14 protein-coding genes are annotated in these 21628 nt (G+C 68.3%); 7 read left to right on the forward strand and 7 right to left on the reverse strand.

All coding sequences use genetic code 11. From position 1 onward, the window contains the following. Position 1: 1 nt before the first annotated feature. Complete coding sequence (eccD, locus tag H074_RS07540; RefSeq protein WP_007029433.1) at positions 2 to 1375, reverse strand: type VII secretion integral membrane protein EccD; 1374 nt, start codon at positions 1373 to 1375, stop codon at positions 2 to 4. 122 nt (positions 1376 to 1497) lie between these two features. Between eccD and eccCa the strand changes: the two genes are divergently transcribed. Further along, on the forward strand, positions 1498 to 5472 hold the full coding sequence (gene eccCa / locus H074_RS07545) for a type VII secretion protein EccCa (RefSeq protein ID WP_235096686.1): 3975 nt from the start codon (positions 1498 to 1500) through the stop codon (positions 5470 to 5472). Positions 5473 to 5698: 226 nt separating this feature from the next. On the opposite strand, the gene H074_RS07550 is transcribed toward eccCa, so the two are convergent. Next, the gene (locus H074_RS07550) at positions 5699 to 6826 is read right to left on the reverse strand and encodes a S8 family serine peptidase (protein WP_235096687.1); all 1128 of its coding nucleotides are present in this window, start codon (positions 6824 to 6826) and stop codon (positions 5699 to 5701) included. 149 nt (positions 6827 to 6975) lie between these two features. Here H074_RS07550 and H074_RS07555 point away from each other — a divergent pair, with 149 nt between their 5' ends. Next, positions 6976 to 10269, forward strand: a complete 3294-nt coding sequence (locus tag H074_RS07555; protein WP_007029436.1) for a right-handed parallel beta-helix repeat-containing protein — start codon at positions 6976 to 6978, stop codon at positions 10267 to 10269. Positions 10270 to 10373: 104 nt separating this feature from the next. After that, positions 10374 to 12782, forward strand: coding sequence for an ATP-binding protein (locus H074_RS07560; RefSeq protein WP_007029437.1), 2409 nt, complete (start codon positions 10374 to 10376; stop codon positions 12780 to 12782). A 9-nt stretch (positions 12783 to 12791) separates the two neighbouring features. Here the strand turns inward: H074_RS07560 and H074_RS07565 are convergent, their stop codons facing one another. Next, the gene (locus H074_RS07565; RefSeq protein ID WP_235096688.1) at positions 12792 to 13364 is read right to left on the reverse strand and encodes a sigma-70 family RNA polymerase sigma factor; all 573 of its coding nucleotides are present in this window, start codon (positions 13362 to 13364) and stop codon (positions 12792 to 12794) included. A 472-nt stretch (positions 13365 to 13836) separates the two neighbouring features. Then, positions 13837 to 15090 carry an HNH endonuclease signature motif containing protein gene (locus tag H074_RS07570; RefSeq protein WP_007029439.1) on the reverse strand — a complete coding sequence of 418 codons (1254 nt, stop codon included), beginning with the start codon at positions 15088 to 15090 and terminating at the stop codon, positions 13837 to 13839. A 696-nt stretch (positions 15091 to 15786) separates the two neighbouring features. Here H074_RS07570 and H074_RS38730 point away from each other — a divergent pair. Next, complete coding sequence (locus tag H074_RS38730) at positions 15787 to 15984, forward strand: hypothetical protein (RefSeq protein WP_007029440.1); 198 nt, start codon at positions 15787 to 15789, stop codon at positions 15982 to 15984. Between the two features lie 92 nt (positions 15985 to 16076). Here H074_RS38730 and H074_RS07580 read toward each other — a convergent pair whose 3' ends face one another. Then, a complete protein-coding gene (locus tag H074_RS07580; protein WP_007029441.1) occupies positions 16077 to 16958 on the reverse strand; it encodes an FG-GAP repeat domain-containing protein in 882 nt (293 codons plus the stop codon). A gap of 151 nt (positions 16959 to 17109) precedes the next feature. Between H074_RS07580 and H074_RS07585 the strand changes: the two genes are divergently transcribed. From H074_RS07585 to H074_RS07595, 3 genes are all read left to right on the forward strand, one after another. Beyond that, a complete protein-coding gene (locus H074_RS07585) occupies positions 17110 to 17709 on the forward strand; it encodes a helix-turn-helix domain-containing protein (protein WP_083920384.1) in 600 nt (199 codons plus the stop codon). A 211-nt stretch (positions 17710 to 17920) separates the two neighbouring features. Continuing rightward, positions 17921 to 18322, forward strand: a complete 402-nt coding sequence (locus H074_RS07590) for a hypothetical protein (protein WP_007029443.1) — start codon at positions 17921 to 17923, stop codon at positions 18320 to 18322. A gap of 148 nt (positions 18323 to 18470) precedes the next feature. Continuing rightward, on the forward strand, positions 18471 to 18956 hold the full coding sequence (locus tag H074_RS07595) for a hypothetical protein (protein ID WP_039921780.1): 486 nt from the start codon (positions 18471 to 18473) through the stop codon (positions 18954 to 18956). Positions 18957 to 19048: 92 nt separating this feature from the next. Here H074_RS07595 and H074_RS07600 read toward each other — a convergent pair whose 3' ends face one another. Together H074_RS07600 and H074_RS07605 are read right to left on the reverse strand one after the other, a co-directional pair. Next, complete coding sequence (locus tag H074_RS07600; protein WP_085940903.1) at positions 19049 to 20224, reverse strand: epoxide hydrolase family protein; 1176 nt, start codon at positions 20222 to 20224, stop codon at positions 19049 to 19051. 38 nt (positions 20225 to 20262) lie between these two features. Continuing rightward, complete coding sequence (locus tag H074_RS07605) at positions 20263 to 21549, reverse strand: acyl-CoA dehydrogenase family protein (protein ID WP_235096689.1); 1287 nt, start codon at positions 21547 to 21549, stop codon at positions 20263 to 20265. Positions 21550 to 21628 lie beyond the last annotated feature (79 nt).

Genomic DNA, 21628 nt, shown 5'->3' on the forward strand with positions numbered 1-21628 from the left:
CTCAACCCCCGAAACCGCGCACGAACGCGAACACGCCGATCAACCACAACGCGAGCGGCAGCAACGAGACCGCGGCGAGGGTCTCCGCGAGGTCCGCGAGCCTGCCCCATTGCGGCAACATCCGGCGTCCGGGCAGGGTCCAGCGCGCCACCAGCACCAGGGCGGCCAGCGCGAACACACCCGCGACCAGCGGCAGCGGAGTGGCCGAACCCGTCTGTGCGGCCAGCAGCAGGCGCAGCACGCCGTACACGCCCGGCACGATCACCGAGAGCCGCTGCCACACGCTGCCCAGCGCGCGGCCGTGCACCAGCAGCAACAGGCTCAGCACGGCGGCGAACGTGACCGCCTGCCACGACCGGTCGCGGACCACGAATTCGAGTGTGACCAGGCAGGCGAGGCCGATGGCGGCGAACAGCGCGGTCACGAAGGCATCCGCGATCAGGCCCTTGCCGACGACCTCGTCACCGGGGTGCGGATCGAGTTCCTCCTGTAGTTCCTGGGCCGTGGTCGGCAGGCCCGGCAGCCGCAGCCCGGACAGCCGGAAGGCGATCCTCGGCACGAAGGCACCGAGCAGGACGGCGATCACCGCGATGATCGTCGCCGAAGCGGACGCGGATTCGCCGCCGAGCATGAGCACCAGGCCACCGGTCGCGCACAGCAGCCCGAACACCGCGACGGAGACGAACACCGGCGCGAAACCCGCCACCGCCGCCATCCCGAGCGCGGCGGCTCCCGCACCCGCGACACAGGCGGCCAGCAGCCGCGCCCCGGTCAGCACCGGGCCATCGGGACCGTGCGGGATGAGCGAACCGGCCAAGCCGACGAACGGGACCGCCGCCAGCGCCAGCGCCAAGGCCGCGGCGCTGTCACCGAGCGCGCGGGCGGCCGTGGCGGCGCACACCAGCAGGAAGAAGGCCGCCACCCCGGCGGACAGCGCCGTCGGCCAGGTGGGGGGCGCGGTCACCAGGAGCCGGAACCCGAGCGCCACCGCGGCCAGCACACCGCCGAGCAGCGTCCACCGGGTGGCCTGCGCGCTCCACGAATCCGGCCGGGCGCGGGCCTCGGTGGACAGGCCGTCGATGATGTCGTCGAAATGCACGGCGGGCAGTTGTTCCCGCCGCGGCCGCAGATGCAGGGTCTCACCGTCGCGCAGTTCGAGAACGTCGACAGTGGACTCCTGGTCCAGCGGTGGATCGCCGAGCCGTTGCAGGATCCAGCCGTCGTGATCCACGCCCTCCTCCGCGAGATCCTGACCCGCGTGGGCGAGGATAGTCGGCATCAGATCGATCAACGGGATGTCCACCGGGACGGCCAGCGCGAAACTGGTCGCCGGAGCACGGACACGGAGCTTGCACAGTCCTGAAGTGGTCGCCATGGCACACGCCTTCGATCGGGCGACCGACGCGGGGAATCGTGAGTGAACCGTCGCGTGGTCGGATTTCGTCACCTCTAGTGGAGCTGCCACCACAGCGCGTCCGAGAGGGAAGGAATCCGGGCTTGAGTGTAATCACATTCCGCAAGGGGCCGCGACGGCCAGGACCGGAAATGCCCGAGGGCGAGCTGAGTATCCAGGAACCGCCCACGCTGCCCGAGGTCCAGCGCAGCGCCGGCGCGGTCATGATGTACCTGCCGATGGCGCTGTCGTCGACGGCGACGGTGCTGCTGTTCGTCCGGCCGGGTGAGAACGGCGCGTTCAGCTACCTGGCCGCCGGGCTGATGACCGTGTCCTCGATGGCCATGCTGATCGGCCAGCTCGGCCGCAGCGCGGGCGAACGCAAACAGAAACTCAACGACGCCAGGCGCGATTATCTCCGCTACCTGGCTCAATCGAGGCGCAAGGTCAGGGAAGTGGTGAGCAGCCAGCGGCAGGCACTGGCCTGGCGGCACCCCGACCCGACCTCGCTGTGGTCGCTGCCCGGCACGACCCGCATGTGGGAACGGGACGCGCAGGACGACGACTTCGGCGAGATCCGCGTCGCACGGGGCCCGCAACGCCTCGCGTGGCGGCTGAACCCGTTGTCCACCAAGCCTGTCGACGACCTCGAACCGCTGTCCGCGCACGCGCTGCGCCGGTTCATCCACGCCTACGGCACGGTGCCCGATCAGCCGGTCGCGGTGTTCCTGCCGTCGTTCGCCCGGATCCTGGTGCAGGCCGCGGGTGAGGAGGGAGAACGGATCCGGGCGCTCGCGCGGTCGATGATCGCGCATATCGCGGTCTTCCACTCCCCCGCCGAACTGCGGATCGTCGTGCTCGCCGCACCGGAACGCCGGGCCGCGTGGGAATGGGTGAAATGGCTGCCGCACAACCTCCACCCCAGTGAGACCGACGGGGCGGGGGAAGCCCGGCTGGTGGTGGAGTCGATCGCGGAGCTGGAGACCGCGATGGGCGACGAATTCGCCATCCGGCCCGGCTTCGATCCGGACGCCCTGCCCGACGTCCACGAGCCCTGCGTGATGCTGTTCGTGGACGGGGTCACCGTGGCGCCCACCTCCCGGCTCGCCGGTGAGGGCTACCGCAACACCACCCTCGTGGACCTCTCCTCCGCACTGTCCATTCAGGACGATCCGCTGACACTGCGGCTCCGGCTCGAGGACAGGACGCTGAAGCTGATCACGGTCGATCAGCACAACAAGGAGGTGGCCGGCGACCTCGGCCGCCCGGACGGGATCGGACTCCACACGGCGACGGCGCTGGCTATGCGGCTCGCGCCCTACCGGGTCGGCGCGCGGCGCAAGTCGGCCGAGCCGATGGCCGTGAACTTCGACCTGACGGCCATGCTGGGCATCAACGACATCCAGACCTACGACGTCGCCGCGGGCTGGGCGGCGAAACGGCCCGGCGGCAGGCTCCGCGTGCCGCTCGGCATCGGTCCGGGCGGCCAGAAGGTCGACCTCGACATCAAGGAATCCGCCCAGTCCGGCATGGGCCCGCACGGCATGCTGATCGGGGCGACCGGTTCCGGGAAGTCGGAACTGCTGCGCACCCTGGTGCTGGCGCTCGCGCTCACGCATTCGTCGGAGATCCTGAACTTCGTCCTGGTGGACTTCAAGGGTGGCGCGACGTTCCTCGGCCTCGACGGGCTGCCGCACACCTCCGCGGTGATCACGAACCTCGCCGACGAGGCCGCGCTGGTCGGCCGGATGCGCGAGGCGCTCAACGGGGAACTGGTGCGGCGCCAGGAACTTCTGCGCAAAGCGGGTAACTACAGTTCCGCGCTGGACTACGAACGGGCGCGGGCGAACGGGGCCCCGCTCGATCCACTGCCGACCCTGTTCCTGGTGGTGGACGAGTTCAGCGAGCTGCTGTCGGCGCATCGCGACTTCATGGACCTGTTCATCATGATCGGACGGCTCGGCCGTTCGCTGGGCGTCCATCTGCTGCTCGCCTCGCAGCGGCTCGACGAAAGCCGGATCCACCAGCTGGAATCGCATCTGTCCTACCGGATCGGCCTGCGCACCTTCTCCGCCATGGAAAGCCGCGGCGTGCTCGGGGTGCCGGACGCCTATCAGCTGCCGTCCGATCCGGGGAACGGGTTCCTCAAGAGCGGCACCGCCGCGCTGGACCGGTTCAAGGCGGCCTACGTCTCCGGTCCGCACCGCGTGGTCCGCCGGAACGTCGAACAGGCGGTGGTGGCGCAGCAGGTCGTGCCGTTCACCTCGAAGTTCGCCGCCCGCGCCGAACCGGTGCCCGAACCCGAGCCGGTGGTGGCCGAACCCGAACCCGAAGGTTCGGTGCCGAGCCTGCTGGAGCTGGCCGTCGACCGGCTCCGCGACGCCGGTCCGCCCGCCCACCAGGTCTGGCTGCCGCCGCTGGACGCGCCCAGTTCCCTCGACGAACTGCTGCCGCCGTTGGTGGAGACACCCGGACACGGGCTCACCGCGCCGGAGTGGTCCGGCCGCGGTGCGCTGACCGTCCCGATCGGACTGATCGACCGGCCGTTCGAGCAGGCGCGGGATCCGCTGCTCGTCGACCTGGCGGGCAGCGACGGGCACGTCGCGATCGTCGGTGGTCCGCAGAGCGGCAAGAGCACGGCCCTACGGACCCTCATCACCGCGCTGGCGCTGACCCACACCCCGGCCGAGGTCCAGTTCTACTGCCTCGACTTCGGCGGTGGAACGCTGACCAGCCTGCGGAAACTCCCGCATGTCGGCGGAGTGACCGGCAGGCTCGACGTCGAACGCATCCACCGCACCATCGGCGAGGTCACCGCGCTGCTGACCCGCCGGGAGCGGTTCTTCACCGACAACGACATCGATTCGATGGCCACCTACCGGCGCAAGCGGGCGTCCGGGGAATTCGCCGATCAGCGGCACGGCGACGTCTTCCTGGTGGTGGACGGCTGGTCCACGATCCGGCAGGACTTCATGGATCTGCTGCCGACGTTCGTCGAACTGGCCTCACGCGGCCTCAACTACGGCATCCACCTGATGTTGGCGTCGAGCAGGTGGAGCGAGATCATCAGCGCCGTCCGCGACCTCGTCGGCACGCAACTCGAACTCCGGCTCGGCGACCCGGTCGATTCGGTGATCAACATGCGCGCGGCGGCGACCGTGCCGAAGATCCCCGGCCGCGGCCTCACCGACAAGGAACTGCACTTCCTCACCGCGCTGCCGTCGATCGACGGGGTGGACCGCGACGTCGCCGACCACGTCGAGGCCCTGGTGGACCGGATCGTCGCGGCGTGGCCCGGCCCGCCCGCTCCCGCGGTCCGGATGCTGCCGCCGGTACTGGACCGGGCCGAACTCCCCGGCCCGGACGCGGACGTGCGCCTCGCGCTCGGCCTGGACGACCAGCGTCTCGAACCGCTGTGGCACGACTTCGAGGACAACCCGCACCTGATGGTCGTCGGCGACGTGGAATCCGGGAAGACGAACCTGCTGCGGCTGGTGATCGACGGCATCACCCAGCGGTACACCCCGCAGGAGGCCCGGATCATCACCGTCGACTACCGCCGCGGCCTGTACGACGCCGTGCCCAAGGAATACCAGCTGGGCTACGCGGTTTCCGGGGACTCGGTGCACGACATGATCGACGGTGTCGCGCGGGCGGTCCAGACCCGGATGCCCGGCCCGGACATCACGCCGGCGCGTCTGCGGTTGCGTGACTGGTGGACCGGACCACAGGTGTTCGTCGTGATCGACGACTACGACATGGTGGCGTCGTCGTCGAATTCCCTGTTCCAGCAACTGTTCGACCCGCTGGCGCAGGGTAACGCGCTCGGTCTGCACCTGGTCGTGGCCCGTGGCGCCAACGGGATCGGGCGCGGTGCGAACGATCCGCTGCTGCGGCGGCTCGCCGAGGTCAACACCCCGGTGATGCTGCTCTCGTGCCCGCTTTCGGAAGGCATCGTGTTCGGCGAGCTGCGGCCCCGCGTCCTGATCCCCGGGCGGGCGCAGTACGCCACCCGGCGCGGCACGACCATCGTGCAGACGGCCCTCTCGGCCCACGAGGCGGCGCTCGTCGCGAAATGACCGGACCCGCCCTTCCGCCATCGCCCCCCATCAGTGGCGGAAGGGCTTCCCGGCGGCTGGTTCTCAAGTCCGTGAAGGCCTCCTTGAGGGACTCTGGGTCCCTCAAGGAGGCCTTCACGGACCGCCTGACCTGGGCGAACATGCCTGAAACGCGACCGCCCCACCGGCCTTAAGTTCCTTCCCTACTTGAGAGCAGGGAAGGAGGCCTTCGCGACATCTCAGGCACTCACGACCACCGTGACCCGGCACGCCATCCTCGACGCCGCCCCCTCGGCACCACGACGGCGGCCGCGCCCAGCAAAGCGACAGCCACCACGACACCCGCCACGACCGCCCAAGCCGCCTGCCGCGCGGGCCCCAGGTCCGGGCCGGGCGTCACCACCACCGGTTCCCGGCGCGCGGTGGCGGCGCCCGCCGCGGTCGATACCGACGTCAGCGCCGCGAGCGGATCGAGCACGGTGACCCCGGCCTGCGGGGACGCGGTGTCCCTCAGCCGCCGGGTGATGTCGGCGGCGGTCGCCTCCGGCCGGTACGACCGGATCAGCGCCGCCGCGGCCGCCACGTGCGCGGCGGCGAACGCGGGGCCCACACCGATCGCGGCGCCTCCGCCGGGTCCTTTGCCCACGACGAGATTTCCCGGTGCGGCAAGGGATCCGGGTACGGCCTTGCCGTCGGGTTTCCCGTCCGGACCGATGGCGGACACCGCCAGCACGCCGGGGAACGCCGCCGGGTAGTACGGGCCCGGCGAGGCGTCGCGCGCCTTGGTCGTGTCCCGGCCCGCCGCCGCGACGATCAGCGCGCCCGCCGCGACGGCCCGGTCGACAGCCTGTTTCAGCGCGGGATCCGCCTCTGTGACGGCCGTGGCGACGCAGATGATCCGCGCGCCTGCCGTGACCGCGCCGTCGAGGGCGCCCGCGATACTCGCCGCGGTCGCCGCGCCGGTCTTCTCCGTCCCGCGCACCGCGAGCACCCGCGCCCCGGGCGCGAGCCCGGAAACCTTGGCACCGTCCGCCAGGGGCGCCGCGATCAGGCTCGCGACGACGGTGCCGTGCCCGACGCAGTCCGTTCCGGCGTCACCGACCGGCTGGACCGGCAGGACCGCTTTGTCGACCCCGGTGTCCACCACGGCGACGGTGACGCCTTCGCCCGTCGACAAGGCCCAAAGCCGGTCCGCGCCGAGATAAGGCAGCTGCCACGGCGCCGAAGGAATCTTCTTGCCCGAGAAGGAAGTGCACGCCTGCCCGGCCTTCAGTGTCTGCGGGATCTGCGGGAGCTCGGTGTCCTGCGCGGCCGCGAGACCGCCGTTCGCCAGCAAGGTGAGCGTCGCGCACGCCACGGCCAGGGGTCGCCTCATCGTCCCAGTCCAGCACGGGCCGCGCGGCCCGCCCAGGAAGAACCACCGGCAGGATCGCCGGGCCGATGAACCCAATCGGACCTCCACCGCGTTGTCCAGGGTGGAGCCGGAGGACGGGTTCCGATCGGAGAACGACGAGGGGAGCGCTCGTGTCGCGGCACGTGCTCACGGTGGACCGTGACCAGGGGTATCGCACCATTTCGGCCGCGTTGCAGGACGCGCGCAACGGCACGGTGATCTCCGTGCTTCCCGGCCGTTACGACGAATCCCTGGTGGTGACCAAGGTGGTCACCATCGCGGCGAGCGACGCGCGCGGAACCGTCGAGGTCGTGGCACGCCAGGGCAGCGCGGTCCAGCTCGCCGCCGAAGCCGTCAAGCTCACCGGCCTGGTGCTGCGGGGGCAGCACGAGAGCCTGCCCGCGGTCGACGTCGCACGCGGGCAGGCCGCGGTGGAGGACTGCGAGATCATCGGCGCGGCCTGGACGGCGGTGCTGGCCCGCGATTCGGGTTCGCTGGCGATGCGCGGCTGCCGCGTGACCAACCCCGGCGGCGCGGGGATCGTGGTCACCTCGCCCGCGCCCAGCACGATCGAGGACTGCGTCATCGAACACGTGCGGACCTCCGCCGTCGTGATCGCCGAACGCGGGAATCCGATGGTGCGGGACTGCACCCTGAGGCACGCCAAGGGAAACGGCGTCTGCGCGAACGGGCAGGCGCAGGGCACCATCCAGCATTGCGACATCTCCTCGACCGACCGGCCGGGGATCGCGCTCGAAGAGGACAGCGCGACGAAGGTGCTCGACACCACTGTCCGCGACACCGCGAGCGGCGTCTTCATCAGCACGCACTCCTCCCCCGTGCTCGAAGAATGCCGCACCACGAACACCACCGGTGACGGGATCACCGTGGCCGACGGCGCCGATCCGATGCTGCGCCGCTGCCGTACGGCCAAGACCGGCGGCGTGGGAGTCCGGGTCACCGGACGGTCCCGCGGCACTTTCGAAGACTGCGAGATCTCCGACGCGACCGGCGCGGGCATCCACGTCGACGAGGCGAGCGGGCCGACGTTCAGCCGGACGACCGTCCGCGGCGGCGCGGCGGAAGGCCTCGTGGTCACCGACGGCGCGACGGCCGAGTTCGACCGGCTGGAGATCCGGGACGTGGCGGGCCACGGTGTGCTGGTGCGGGCGGCCGCGAACCCGCTGCTGCGCCGGGCGACGCTCAACGCCTGCCGGGGCAACGGCATCGAGGTCACCGGCAACGGCCGCGGCCGGGTCGAAGACTGCGAAGTACGCGACGCGGGGAAAGCCGGGCTCAGTATCTCCGAGGGCGGAAGTCCTTACGTCAGCACGCTTCGGGTGCATCAACCGAAACGATCCGCCGTCCTCGTCGGACCCGGTGGCGTCGGTTCCCTGCGTGACTGCGAGATCGTCGAAGCCGGAGAAGACGGCGTGCTGGTGCAGGACGGCGGCGAGCTGATGCTGTCCCGCTCGTCCGTGCGGCGTTCCCGCGGCCACGGTGTGCTGGTGGAAGCGGGCGCGCGGGCGAAGCTGACCGCCGACGACGTAAGCGGGAACCGCCGCGACGGTATCCGGATCGACTCGGCCGAGACGGTGAGCGTGGTGGACTGCACCGTCTCCGACAACACCGGCGGCGGTCTCCGGACGACCGTGCCCGGCACGCGGCTGTCGGTGGAGAACCTGACCAGCAAGGCCAACGGTGCCCCGGACACAGACGGCACCGTCGCGGCCACCGCCGAGGTCACCGCGGTCACCGAACCCGGCGACACCCCTCAGGACACCGAAGGCGAAGGCGGCCCGCTGGCCAAGCTGGAGGAGCTCGTCGGCCTCAGCGGCGTCAAGCATCAGGTGAAGACACTGGTGAACCTGAACAAGATGGCGCGGCGGCGGGAACAGGCGGGGATGGTCGCGCCGCCGACCAGCAGGCATCTGATCTTCGCCGGCCCTCCCGGCACCGGCAAGACGACCGTCGCCCGGCTCTACGGCAGCATCCTCGCCGAACTCGGTGTCCTGCGCGAAGGTCATCTGGTCGAGGTCGCCAGGGCCGATCTGGTCGCGCAGATCGTCGGCGGCACGGCGATCAAGACCACCGAGACGTTCACCAAGGCCCTCGGCGGCGTACTGTTCATCGACGAGGCGTACACGCTGAGCGCGCAGAGCAAGGGCAGCGGACCGGACTTCGGCCGCGAAGCCATCGACACCCTGGTCAAGCTGATGGAAGACCATCGTGACGAGCTCGTGGTCGTCGCGGCGGGCTACTCACAGGAGATGTCCTCGTTCCTGCAGTCCAACCCCGGGCTGGCGTCGCGATTCACCCGGACCATCGCATTCGAGAACTACTCCACCGACGAACTGGTGACCATCGTCGAGAAGATGTGCACCGCCCACCAGTACCAGGTGCCCGAGGAAACCAGGAACGCGCTGTCAGTCCACTTCGGACAGATGGAACGCGGCGAGGACTTCGGCAACGGCAGGACGGCGCGCAAGGTGTTCGAGGAAATGGTGGACCGACAGGCTTTCCGGCTCGCGAGCGATCCGGACGCCGACGACCAGAGCCTGTCGCTCCTGCTCGCCGCCGACGTCCCCGGAGACGCGGCGAAGGCCGCGCAGGGCGACGACGACGAACTGACGGTCTTGCGGACGAAACTCGACTCGATGATCGGCCTCACCGGGGTGAAGGACGCGATCAACGACCTGGTGAACCTGATCTCCACCGCACGAGCCCGGCGGCAGGCCGGACTGCCGGTCCCCGCGATCAGCAACCATCTCGTCTTCGCCGGTGCGCCCGGTACCGGTAAGACCACGGTGGCCCGGCTCTACGGCGAATTGCTCGCCGCGCTGGGCGTGCTGCGCAAGGGGCACCTGGTCGAGGTCGCGCGCGCCGACCTGGTCGGCCGCTACGTCGGGCACACCGCGCACCTGACCAGGGAGGCCTTCGAATCCGCCCGCGGCGGCGTGCTGTTCATCGACGAGGCGTACGCGCTGACCCCCGAAGGTGCCGCGGGCGGCGACTTCGGCCAGGAAGCCGTCGACACGCTGGTGAAACTGATGGAAGACCACCGCGACGACACCGTCGTGATCGTCGCCGGGTACTCGGCGGCGATGCGGTCGTTCCTCGCCTCCAACGCCGGTCTCGCCTCCCGGTTCTCCCGGCACATCGAGTTCGAGAACTACTCCACCGACGACCTGGTCACCATCGTGCACCGGATGGCCTCCTCGAACGGCTACGAATGCGCCCCGGAGACGGTCATCGCCCTGCGACGGCACTTCGCGGGCGTGGAACGGGACGAGACCTTCGGCAACGCCCGCTACGCGCGGCAGGTGCTGGAGATCATGATGACGCGCCAAGCGGGAAGGCTCAGCACGAGCGGCGCGCCCACCATCGCGGACCTGCGCCTGCTGTCCCCCGCCGACCTTCCCTGAGCTCCCTTCGCGACCGGCCTGTGACGTTCCGCCATCGGAAGTTCACCGGTGCCATGGCAGGATTGCCCCCGGCATGGCTGTCGTTGAGAGGAGTTCCACGCAGCGTGGACAAGACCGCGTTCGGAGACTTCCTTCGCTTCTACCGGCTGCGCGTCCCGATGACGCAGGAGGAGCTGGCCGAGCGGACCGGGATCAGCGTGCGCAGCATCAGCGACATGGAGCGCGGACGGGTCCGCACTCCGCAGCGGCGCACCGCGGAACTGCTGGTCGAGGGCCTGGGGCTGACCGGCAAGGAAGCGGGTGATTTCGCCGACCTCGCCCGGTCCGGACGGCGGCCGGTGCTCGCCAGGGAAGAGCCCGTCCCCGTCGAGGCACCCCATCCCGTCCTCATCGCCGCCCTGCCGCCCTCCCTCACCGAACTGACCGGACGGAAGGCCGAACAGCGGCTGCTGGACGAGGTCGCGGAGTCCGCCGCCTCCTCGTCCCGGCTCCAGGTCGCGGTGCTGCACGGACTTCCGGGCGCCGGCAAGACCGCCCTGGCCGTGGACGCCGGGCACCGGCACGCCCACCGTTTCGCCCAGGGCTGCCTGTTCCTCGACCTGCGCGGCATGGATCCCGAACCACTCACCCCGGACAGGGCCGTCCACCGGCTGCTGCGCGGGCTGGGGCTCGACGAACGCCAGTTCCCGAACGATCCCGAAGACCGGCTCGCCCTCTACCGGTCGCTGGTGCACGACCGCGAGATCCTGCTGATCCTCGACAACGCCGCCAACGAGGCCCAGGTGCGTCCGCTGCTCGCCACCAGCCCCGGTTCGATGGTGCTGGTGACCAGCCGGAGCACGTTGACGGGGTTGAACGCGAGGCACCGGCTCGCCCTCGACGTCCTGTCCGGCGACGAGGCGGTGGACCTGCTCGGCGTGGCCGCCGGGGAACCCCGGCTGAAGGCGGAACCGGCCGCGGCGCGGCGCGTGGCGGAACTCTGCGGTGGCGTGCCGCTCGCCTTGCTCATCGCGGGCAACCGGCTGGCCAGCCGTCCTCAGTGGACGATCGCGCACCTCGCCGACCAGCTCGAGAACGAGCGGCGGCGGTTGTCCGTGCTCAGCGCGGGTGACCTCCAGATCCGCACCGCCTTCGCGCTCTCCTACCACCATCTGGCCCCCGAAACCGCCCGGGTGTTCCGACGGCTGGCGCTGGTGGACGGCCCGGACGTCTCCGTCGAGCTGGTCGCGATCGCCTCCGGCAGTCCCGCGGACGAGGTCGAGGCGGAGCTGGAAAACCTGGCCGAAGCCAGTCTGCTCGGCTTCAGCGGCGCTCCGGGGCGGTTCACCACGCTCGATCTGCTGCGGGTCTTCGCCAAGGAGAAGCTGGAAACCACCGAAAGCGCCGAGGACGTCCGGGAGGCGTCCGAGCGGGTGCGGAACTGGCTGCTCGCGGTGGCGACGAAAGCGGCGCAGTACTTCGACCACGACCGGACCGAGGTGACCTTCACGGTCGACGGGCCCGACCCGGTGCACGACCGGGAATCCTCGGCCCGGTGGCTGGCCGAGGAGCAGCACCATTGGCGCGGGGCGCTGCGGTCGGCGGCGGCGCTCGGCGCGCACCGGCAGGTCCTCGAACTGGCACAGTCCATGCACTGGTACTCGGATCTGCGCGGCACCGGCCCGCTCTGGCGCGAGGTGTTCGGCGCGGGCGCGGCGGCGGCCGAGGCACTGGGCGACGTCCGGTCCGCGGGGGAACAGCTGAACTACGTGTCGTGGGCGCTCTACGCGCTTTGCGGGGATCCGCATGCCGCGCGCGTAGCGCACGAACGCGCGGTGGCCGCGGCGACCGAGGCCGGCGACCTGGTCACCCAGGCCTGGGCCTGGTACTACGGATCCGCCATCACCCGGCGGCTGGGTTCACCGCGTGAGGCCGCCTTGCTGAGCAGACGGTCCGTGGATCTGTTCGAGCGGGCGGATTACCCGAACGGCCGTCATCTGGCGCTGTCCTTGCTGGGAAGCATGTTGCACACCCTCGGCGAGTTCGACGAAGCCGTGGCGGTGCAGCGGCGGAGCGAGGCCTATTACCGGGGTTCGGCCACCGCGCCGGGTAACGACGAGCTACTGTCGATGGTGCTGACCCGGCTCGCCGAAAGTCTCGCGGCGAAGGGTGACGTCGCGACCGCGCTGGACCTGCTGGACGAGGCCGAGTCGCTGTTCCGCAGGCATGGCGCGAAGTTCGCGGTGGCGAAGGCACAACACCTGCGTGGCCGGATCCTGTTCAAGGCGAACCGGCCGGCCGAGGCCGAGGAACAACTGCTGTCCGCGTTGGCCGAAGCGCGCTGGTCCGAAACGAAGATCGAGATCATGATCCAGCTGGCGAAACTGGCCGACGCCACCGGGAAACCGGCCGAGGCCAAGGCGCACCGGGTGCACGCCCTCGCCGAATGCGCCCGGTACGAGACGCCGATCGCCAGGAAGACGGGTCGCGAACTGGCCGCCGAACTCGGTGTCGCGGTGCCGGAATCGGCTTGAGCCCACGAGTCACCATCCTGCGGCGGTGACCCCGCGGCAGGCCAGCACCTCGGTCATCGCGATCGTCGCGTGATGTACCCGGGACTTGACCGTGCCCACCGGCACGCCGATGCTCGCGGCGGCGCGCTGGCGGGTGCGGTCGAGCCGGTAGACCTCGTCGAGTGCTTCGCGCTGGATCGGGGTCAGCCGAGCCAAACCCTCTTCGACGACACACCGCTCGACGACCTCGTCGGCGAAGTCGGTGTCACCCGGCAGCAGGTCGAAGTCGTCGTCCCCGAACACGACCGGGCGGGCCTTGTCGCGGCGGGCCCAGTCGACGATGAGATTGCGGGCGACCCTGAACAGCCACGGCCGCGGCGGGATGCGCTTCTCGATCAGCGCCTCGCTGTTGCGCCAGGCGCGGAACAGGCATTCCTGCACGACGTCCTCGGCCCGATGCGGATCGGTGGGGAGCAGGCCGCGGGTGAAGCGCAGCAGATGGTCTCGGTGCTCTGCGTGCAACGCCGCCACGAAAGCGTTTCCCTCGGCCGACGGTGCCCTGTCCGCCAGCGAAGTCACCTGAGTACCGCGGTGGCCTGTCACGCCGACCTCCCTGACTAGTTGGCGTCCTTGACCTCGATTCCACCGGTCGGAGTAGCCCGCGACCATGAGGAAGGACCGGCAGAACTCGGCATCGGCGGGTTCTTCCGGTTCGTCTGCCGCTCTCCGTCGAACGTCCCTCGCCGCACGATGCGGCCGTGGCCCATGACGAGGATCCGGTTCCGACGACCTCGCCGTGGCCGCCGTGTGCCGGCTCCTTCGTCTTGCTTTTCGCCGATTCCGGGGTTGTCACGCCCGGGTTCATCAGGAGGCACAGGCGGCGGTCTCGACGCGCCTGTTCCCGTGGGAGGCGAAGTGCCATTCGACCTGCGGGGATCGGCACGATCACGACTCTTCATCGCGTGGGGCGCCAATGCCCGGCTGCCGGCACATCTACTCGTTCTGGCAGGTAGGCCTCTTCGGGCTGCGGGCATGCCGAGGGGCCCGTCACCGGTGGCTGGCGGGCTCCTCGGGGTTAGGTGTGGTGGAGGGTGTTGCGGCGGGGTTTTCGGAGCGGATCCCGGTATTGGGGTGGGATGAACTCCGGTAGCCCGTCGGTGGCCATGCGGACCTGCCAGTCGCCGTGATGGATCAGCCGGTGATGAAACCCGCACAGCAGCACCAGGTTGCGGAGGTCGGTGGGTCCGCCGTCTGCCCAGTGGTGAATGTGGTGGGCGTGGCAGTTCTTGGGCTTCCGATGGCAGCCGGGGAACGCGCAGCCGCCGTCTCGGATGTTCAGGGCGCGTCGTTGGCCTGGGGTGACGAACCGTCTGAGTCGTCCCACGTCGAGAGGCTCACCGGCGGCGTTCATGACGACGGGGAGCATGAGGCAGTCGCAGGCGGCGAGGCGGGCTTCACGGGCGGTCATCGTCCCGACGAAGTCGAGACACGCGGTGCCGAGGCCGGATTTCAGCTCCTCCAGCCCGATGGTGACGTGCACCAACGTGCGGTAGCCGCTGGTGCCCGGTTGGTCGGGGCAGGCGATGGCCAGGTCGAGCAGTTCGGTCCAGGCGTCTCCCAGGCGTTCGCACTTCATCCGCAGATCGGCTTGGCCGAATTCGTCGACCGGCCGTGGCTGGGCGTAGGCCTCGAGCGCGGCGGCGGTGCGGGCACCGGTCTCGTCGTCGAGCAAGCCGGTCAGTCTCCAGAACCCGTCCTTGCGGCGCTCCAGGGTGATCTCCCGGCGCGGCTCGGCCGGTTCCGGGTCTTTGGGCTCATTGCCGTCGGGATCCAACCACGCCAGGAGCTTTGCTTCGGCTTCGACGAGCTGCCGGGGACCCGCATCACGGGCCAGATCAGCCAGGATTTTCTCCGCACTGGTGCGGTCCTCAGCCGAGGTCTCGGCCGGGAGCTTCTTCAGAATCTCCAGGATCTGGTCGATCCGCTCGTCCCCGACCAGCCCCTCCGCGGCCACCGCGGCGGTCGCGGAAGCAACCGCGGGAACTTCGGTGCCGTCCACAGCGCGGGTGGGGTTCAAGGCGATGGCCCGTTTCACCACCGGCCGCGCCTCACCAAGCGACAAACCAGCCACATCCGCGAACCAATTGGCCGTACTGCCATAGCCGTACAAGTCTTTGACGCCCCGAGACTCGATCTCCGCCAGAAACTGCCCCAACCCGGCGGTAGCCATCCTGATCACCCGCAAAGACTGCTGCACGCCATGCGCAAGCTCCAGCTTGCCGGCACGCCACAACTCCTGCGGCAACTCGGGAAGAAAGGTCTCGGACACCTCTCCAGAATACCCGACAAAATCGAACGCGTGTTCGTAATTTTAAGCAACAATGAAACAGCACATTTACCACCGAAGAGTGAATCAGACTCCGCGGCCATTCACCTTCAACGGTGATTCGGGGAAGCCTTGGTGCAACCAGGGCCGCGGATGCCGCTTGATGTTTCAGCCGCTCGCATCCCCAACGGACGGATCGACTCGACTCCGTCCCGTCCGTATCCAAATCTCGCAACGTCATGAACAGCGAGGTGGCGTTGGCGCGCAACGCGCCCGCCGGAAGCGCTCGTGTCGAACAACTGGGACAGGCATGACCGGTTGCCCGGCGGGCGCCGATCGGCTCGGCGTCGGGACCGGGTCACCATCCCTTCCGCGGCCTGACGCCGTGAGCGCGACCCTCAAGCAGACCACGAAGACCAGGATCCGCCGCTTGTGCACACCCTCCCCCGCTCGGTTCTTCGCTCCGGCCGGAGCCGCAGCCGGACTCGCCACGGGGTTCGCCCTGCTGATCGCCGGCTGTTCCGGGGGAACCCGACACCTCGTCGAGAGCCAAGCCCGCCGACGACGCGGTCGGGCGGTACGAAACCTTTCTGCACGCCATCGGCGACGAAGACATCACGACGGCCTGCGAGATCGACAGACTGTCCACCAAGAAGAGAGAGCCACGGCCTCGGGCCGTGCGAAGAGTCGCTTCGAGGCTTGTTCCAGCTGTACTCTCCCGCGGAAAAGAAGGCACTGCAGGGCGCCACGGTGGCCCGGTCCCGCGTGACCGAAGATTCGACGAGCGTCACGATCCCGGTCGACGCGGTCAAAGCCGACGCCACCTTCATCGAAAGCGAACTGCGAGAGGCCACCATGGAGCTGCGCGACGGAAAGTGGCTACTCGTCAGGTGGTAGGCCGGTGCCGACCGTGGCCTCTCGCCCTCCGCCTTCCACGAACGGAAGACGGAGGACGAGGTCTCAGGTTCCGTCAGCGGCGACGTTCGCCGTCAGACGGGGATGTCGCCCGATGTCCCCCACTGGGTGGTGAACAGGCCGAGGCCGTACCAGGTTCCGTTCGATGGGCGCCACACCACGAAGTCCGCCCGCGGGTCGCCGCCGAAATTGCCCGCCTTGGGCACGTCACCGGCGACACCCCATTGCTGGGTCGCGATACCGAGCACGTACCAGACACCGTTATCCGGCCGCCAAACGGCGAAATCGGCACGACCGTCCGCATTGAAATCACCGGCCACCGGAATGTCGCCCGAGGTACCCCATTGCCGGGTCGCGATTCCACGCACGTACCAGACGCCGTCACTCGGGCGCCAAACGGTGAAGTCGGATCGCCCGTCCGCGTCGAAATCGCCGGCGACCGGAACGTCCCCGGCCACGCCCCATTGCACCGTGGCGATACCCAGCACGTACCAGACACCATTACTCGGCCGCCAGACGACGAAATCGGAACGACCGTCACCATTGAAATCGCCGGTCAGCGGAACGTCACCGGCCACACCCCACTGCTGGGTCACCACCGCACCGGTGCTGCTCTGGATGATGTACCAAATACCGTTGCTCGGCCGCCACACGGCGAAGTCGGCCCGATGGTCGCCGTCGTAGTCCGCGGCGACCGGCACGTCGCCCGAGACACCCCACTGCTGGGTCACCACGCTGCCGTCGCTGCTGCGGATCACGTACCAGACGCCGTTACCGGGACGCCAAACCGCCTTGTCGGCGAAGCCGTCACCGTCGAAATCCGCGGCGGGCTTCTGCGACGAGGGCGAGGCGGCGATACCGACATCGGCATCGTCCGCTCCCGCCGCCGGTGGCATCACGAGCAGACCGGCGAGCAGAGCGGCCAGCGCCGTCCCCAGCCGAATGGATCTTCGCATTTTTCCGGAACCCCTTTCCGTTCGGTGGACGCAGTCTTCCCAGTCCGCGCTTTTTGACCGAAGATACGCACCGGGACAGTTCCAGCCTGACACCGACGACATGGCCCTGTCAGCAAGGATTCCGTCCAGCGGACCGCGTGAGGGGATTTCAATGGAGACCAAGAGAAGACCCAGAAGCGTCCTCGAAGGCGCTTTCACCCTATTGGATGCCTTGGTACGACATCAAGGTGAAGCAGGATTGACCCAGCTGGCCAATTCCTGTGCGATACCGAAATCCACAGCACACCGATTACTCGAGCAATTGACCGAACTGGAGGTTGTCCAGCGCAGCGAAAACCGCTATCGCGTCGGCGCGCAGGCATTCCGGCTCGGTCAATCGTGGCAACCCTATCCACGACTACTGGAACTGGCACGCGGCGAGCTCCGGCGCTTGGCCGCGACCACGCGAGCCAGTTCGGTACTCGCCGTGCCCTGCGACGGTCACATCCTGATCGCCGCCGCCAGCCTCACCCGGCCGCAAGACAGCCTCCTTCTCCGGCCAGGATCGACAGTGCCGCAGCGCACCGGCCGCTTCTGCCCCACCTGGCAGACGGAACACGAACTCGTCGCCATCGAAGCGGCCATCAGACTGCCGACCGGCCAGGCGGTCGGCTCGATCGCGGCCGTGACCGCACCGCCGCAGTCGCCCGTCGCGATTTCCGACACCGTCGCCCGCGCCGCCCGGACCCTCAGCGCGGCGCTGGCGAACTAGGTCTTGTCCCGGTCGCCGCTCGTCCCCGAGCGCACGGCACGGCAACACCGCGCGTCTTGACGAGGCGATGATCTCCTGCCAAGCTCATGTGACAGTTAAGCAAAACATGTCACATCTACGAACCGCGGCTCGCTTGCCGGACGACGTGATCCTTCGGCGTGTTCCGCAAGATTCGCGGTGTCCGAAATTCGCATATCGAAAGGAATTCGTCATGTCGATCGGAGCCTTCGCGAAAAGGACCGCCGTGCTACTGACGGTCACCCTGGGCACCTCGATGGGAGTCGTGGTCGGCACGGCGGCGGCCGACGTCGAAACCGTCTGCAACGCGTACTACTGCAACTCGACCAAAGGGAAGAACGGCACCATCGAAAGGGTGGACGCGTTGCGCGGGGAGCTCATCCTCGGCACCAAGGGGTTCTTCGAGGTGTTCCTGCCCGACGGCACCAAGCGCACCGGCCCGACGAACACCGAGCGCAATCACCTCTTCTACATCAACAAGACCTTCAAATCCGGCCTGATCTGCTTGCGATACTTCGAGCTGATCAAGCCCGGAAAGCCCCCGGTGTTCCAGGAGCAGGGCAAGGCGACGTGCACCAGCATTCCCATCGATTGACCCTGTCACCGACCGCGCTCCGGGTGGCCGGCGTCCGGAAGTTCGTGATCCTCGCCGAACACGCCACGCGGGGTGTTGTCACCGCCTAGGATCGACCCGGCGTGGACCGGACGCCCGGATCTCCGGCAGAGAGCTGCGGAAGGCAGGCATGTCACCCTTTACGTTCGCGAGCATCGAGGCCATCCCGCGAGTGTTGCAGCTCGTGGTGGGCCTGCTCGGCGTGATTTTCTCCGTCAAAGGCCGCTCCAGGGGAGTCTCCGGCCTGATGGTGGGCGCTTTCGTCGTCATGCTCGTCACGACGGCGGCGGGCATCGCCTGGCAGTTCGTGTCGTTGAACGTGCCATCCTGGAGCGCGTCCGAACAGCTCACCGCCGACGAAATCCGCTTGATCTTCATGGGGGTCGGCGTACCACTCGACGCTGCCGCGCTGCTGTCCTGGCTCCTGGTCGCGATCGCGGTCGTCAAGAGTGGCCGTTCGACCCGGCAGCCTGGCATCGCACCGAACCCTGGGCCGGTCAACTATCCGATGGCCGCACAGCCGGGGTTCCAGAATCCACAGCCCGGCTACACCCAGCCGGGGCACCCGCTGCCGAACCCGCCGACTCAGCAGGCACCGAACCAGGCGCCGCACTGATCGACCCGCACCTCAGGGCTCGGACACTGCCTGAGCCCTGAGGTGCGGCGCTTGACCTCTCGAGTGGCCGGACGACCGCGTGGCAGCCGGAACTATCGGGCGTCGAGGGTCCGGCGGAAAGTTCTCAGATCCTCGACATAGAGGTCCGGCTCTTCCAACGCGGCGAAGTTTCCACCACGGTCATACTCCGCCCAGTGCACCACATTGGGGAAGTCGCGTTCCACGAACCTTCGAATGGACATGAACGGCGCCCCCGGGTATACCGCGACACCGAGCGGTGCCGTGATCGGCGGGTACGTTCCGATGTCCGAGGCGATGGGCAACTGGTCGACGATTTCGTAATACAGCTGCGCCGAAGAACCGCCGGTGCCGGTCAGCCAATAGATCATGACGTTGGTCAGAATGCGGTCAAGACTGGCGGCGTCCTCCGGCCTGGTCTCCGAATCCGTCCAGTCCTTGAACTTCTCGATGATCCAGGCGAGCTGGCCGACCGGGGAATCCACCAGCGGGTAGGCGACCGTGTGCGGCCGGGTCGCCTGGAGTTTCATGGAGCCGGAGAGTACTTCCACGAATCGGGCGGTCCGGTCCAGCCGGGCCTGATCGGACGAACTCAGGCCGACCAGATCATCCGGGTTCCCACTGGGTTTTGTGACCAAGGTATTCAGGTGGAGACCTGCCACGTTGTCCGGGTCCTTCAACGCCACGAAGAGCGAGACCCCAGACCCGAAATCTCCGCCTTGCGGAACGTAGTGCCGGTAGCCCAGGCGCTGCATCAGAACCGCCCACGCCGAAGCGATTCGTTCGATCGTCCAGCCGGGTTCGGAGGTGGGACCGGAGAAGCCGAACCCCGGCATGGCGGGAATCACCAGATCGAACGCGTCTCGCGACTCACCGCCATGAGCCCGCGGATTCGTCAGCGGGCCGATCACGTCGATGAATTCGGCCACCGATCCGGGCCATCCGTGTGTGATCAGCAGCGGGAGCGCGTCGGGCTCGGGCGAACGGACGTGGATGAAGTGGATGTTCGCCCCGTCGATCTCGGTGACGTACTGCGGAAACTCGTTCAGCTCCGCCTCCGCCGAACGCCAGTCATAGGAGTTCCGCCAATAGTCCACGACATCCCTGAGGTAGGAGGCCGGCACACCGCGTTCCCATCCGACGTCGGGAAGATCCCGCGGCCAGCGCGTCATGTCGAGGCGACGATTGAGATCATCCAATTGCTGCTGTGGTATTTCGATCTTGAAAGGTTTCAATGGATTTCCTCGCATGGATTGACGGCATGTTGACCGGTCAAGACGTGGCGGCCTCAGAGATACGTCGTATTCGGCTCGAGTCCGCACAGGTGCCTGCCGAGCAGTTCGATGTTCGTGTTCGGGCTCGTCAGTGCGTGTAACGCGATCGTTTCGATGTCCCGATGTATCCGCTGGATCGGCACATCGTTGTATATCGAACTACCGCCGCTCGCGGTCGAGATGATCCGGATGGACTGCTGCGCCAATTGTGCGACCCGGCCCATCTCGACCCGTGACCGAATCCGCTCGGCTTGCGTCCACGGTTCATTGCGTGCCGCCTTCGCGTCCACCAGGTCGGCGAACGTCCGCGCTCTCAGCCTGGCTTCCTCGGCGAGCAGAGTCGCCTCGCCGACCTGGAGATGCGTGAGCGGGGCGGTCTGCTGCGTCTCGTAGTCCGTATACGTTATCTTCCGCCCGGGAAGGCGATTCAGGAAATGTTCGATGGCCGCTTCGGCCGCGCCGACGCATTGGCCTGCCGTGGCGACGGTAGACGTGACCAACATGGGCACCTGATATATCGGCTCGGCGGAGTTCGTCTCCGACTTGCATTGCTCGTCGAAGAACTCCATCACCGGACGAACTCGCTCTTTGGGGACGTACACATCGTGCGCCCGAACGCTCACGCTGCCCGACCCGCGCAGGCCGTGAGTGTGCCAGTCATCGACGACTTCGAAGCTCGACGCCGGAAGAATGGCCATGATCGGACCTTCGGCGGCTCCCGCTTCGTCAGGTTCCGCGACCACCAGTTTCCAGTGACTGTGGAGGACACCGCTGTTGAACCTCCATTCCCCGTTCAGCACATAGCCGCCGTTCTTCGGCGCGGCTTTTCCGGTCGCCGCCAATGTGCCGCACACGCGGGAATTCGGAGTCGCGAACACCTCGTCCTGCACCTCGTCCGGATACAACCCGGCGATCCAGTTGATGAGCGACCAGACCGAAACGCAAAATGCGGTGGAACTATCACCTCGGGCTATCTCCGCGTGGACGTCGATGAGCGTCCTGGCGTCGCTCTGATATCCACCGTATCGCGCGGGAACACGCATTTTGAGAAGCCCTGAACGTTCGATCCCCTCGATTACGTCCGCGGGGAGCCGCCGATTCTCGTCGATCCACTGGGAGCGTTCCCTGATGAGAGGAACCAGCTCGGATGCGCGCGCAACCAACTCCTCTCGTGAAGGGGATTGGATATCCAGCACCATCTTGACCTCCGGCGGCGATTCGTTCGCTTGGAGCGCGGTATGACTGGATACTGTCTCGTCGCCGACCCGGCCTGCATCTCCGAGCGTGCCGTCCGATGGCATCGCGGGCCCGGTAAGGCCGCGGTCCGCGGCCGAGTCCCCATCGGCCGGGTGAACAGGTCCAAGCCTCGGCCGCCGCTAC

Origin of the sequence: Amycolatopsis decaplanina DSM 44594 (genome assembly GCF_000342005.1) — a bacterium.
GTDB classification, from domain to species: Bacteria; Actinomycetota; Actinomycetes; order Mycobacteriales; family Pseudonocardiaceae; genus Amycolatopsis; species Amycolatopsis decaplanina.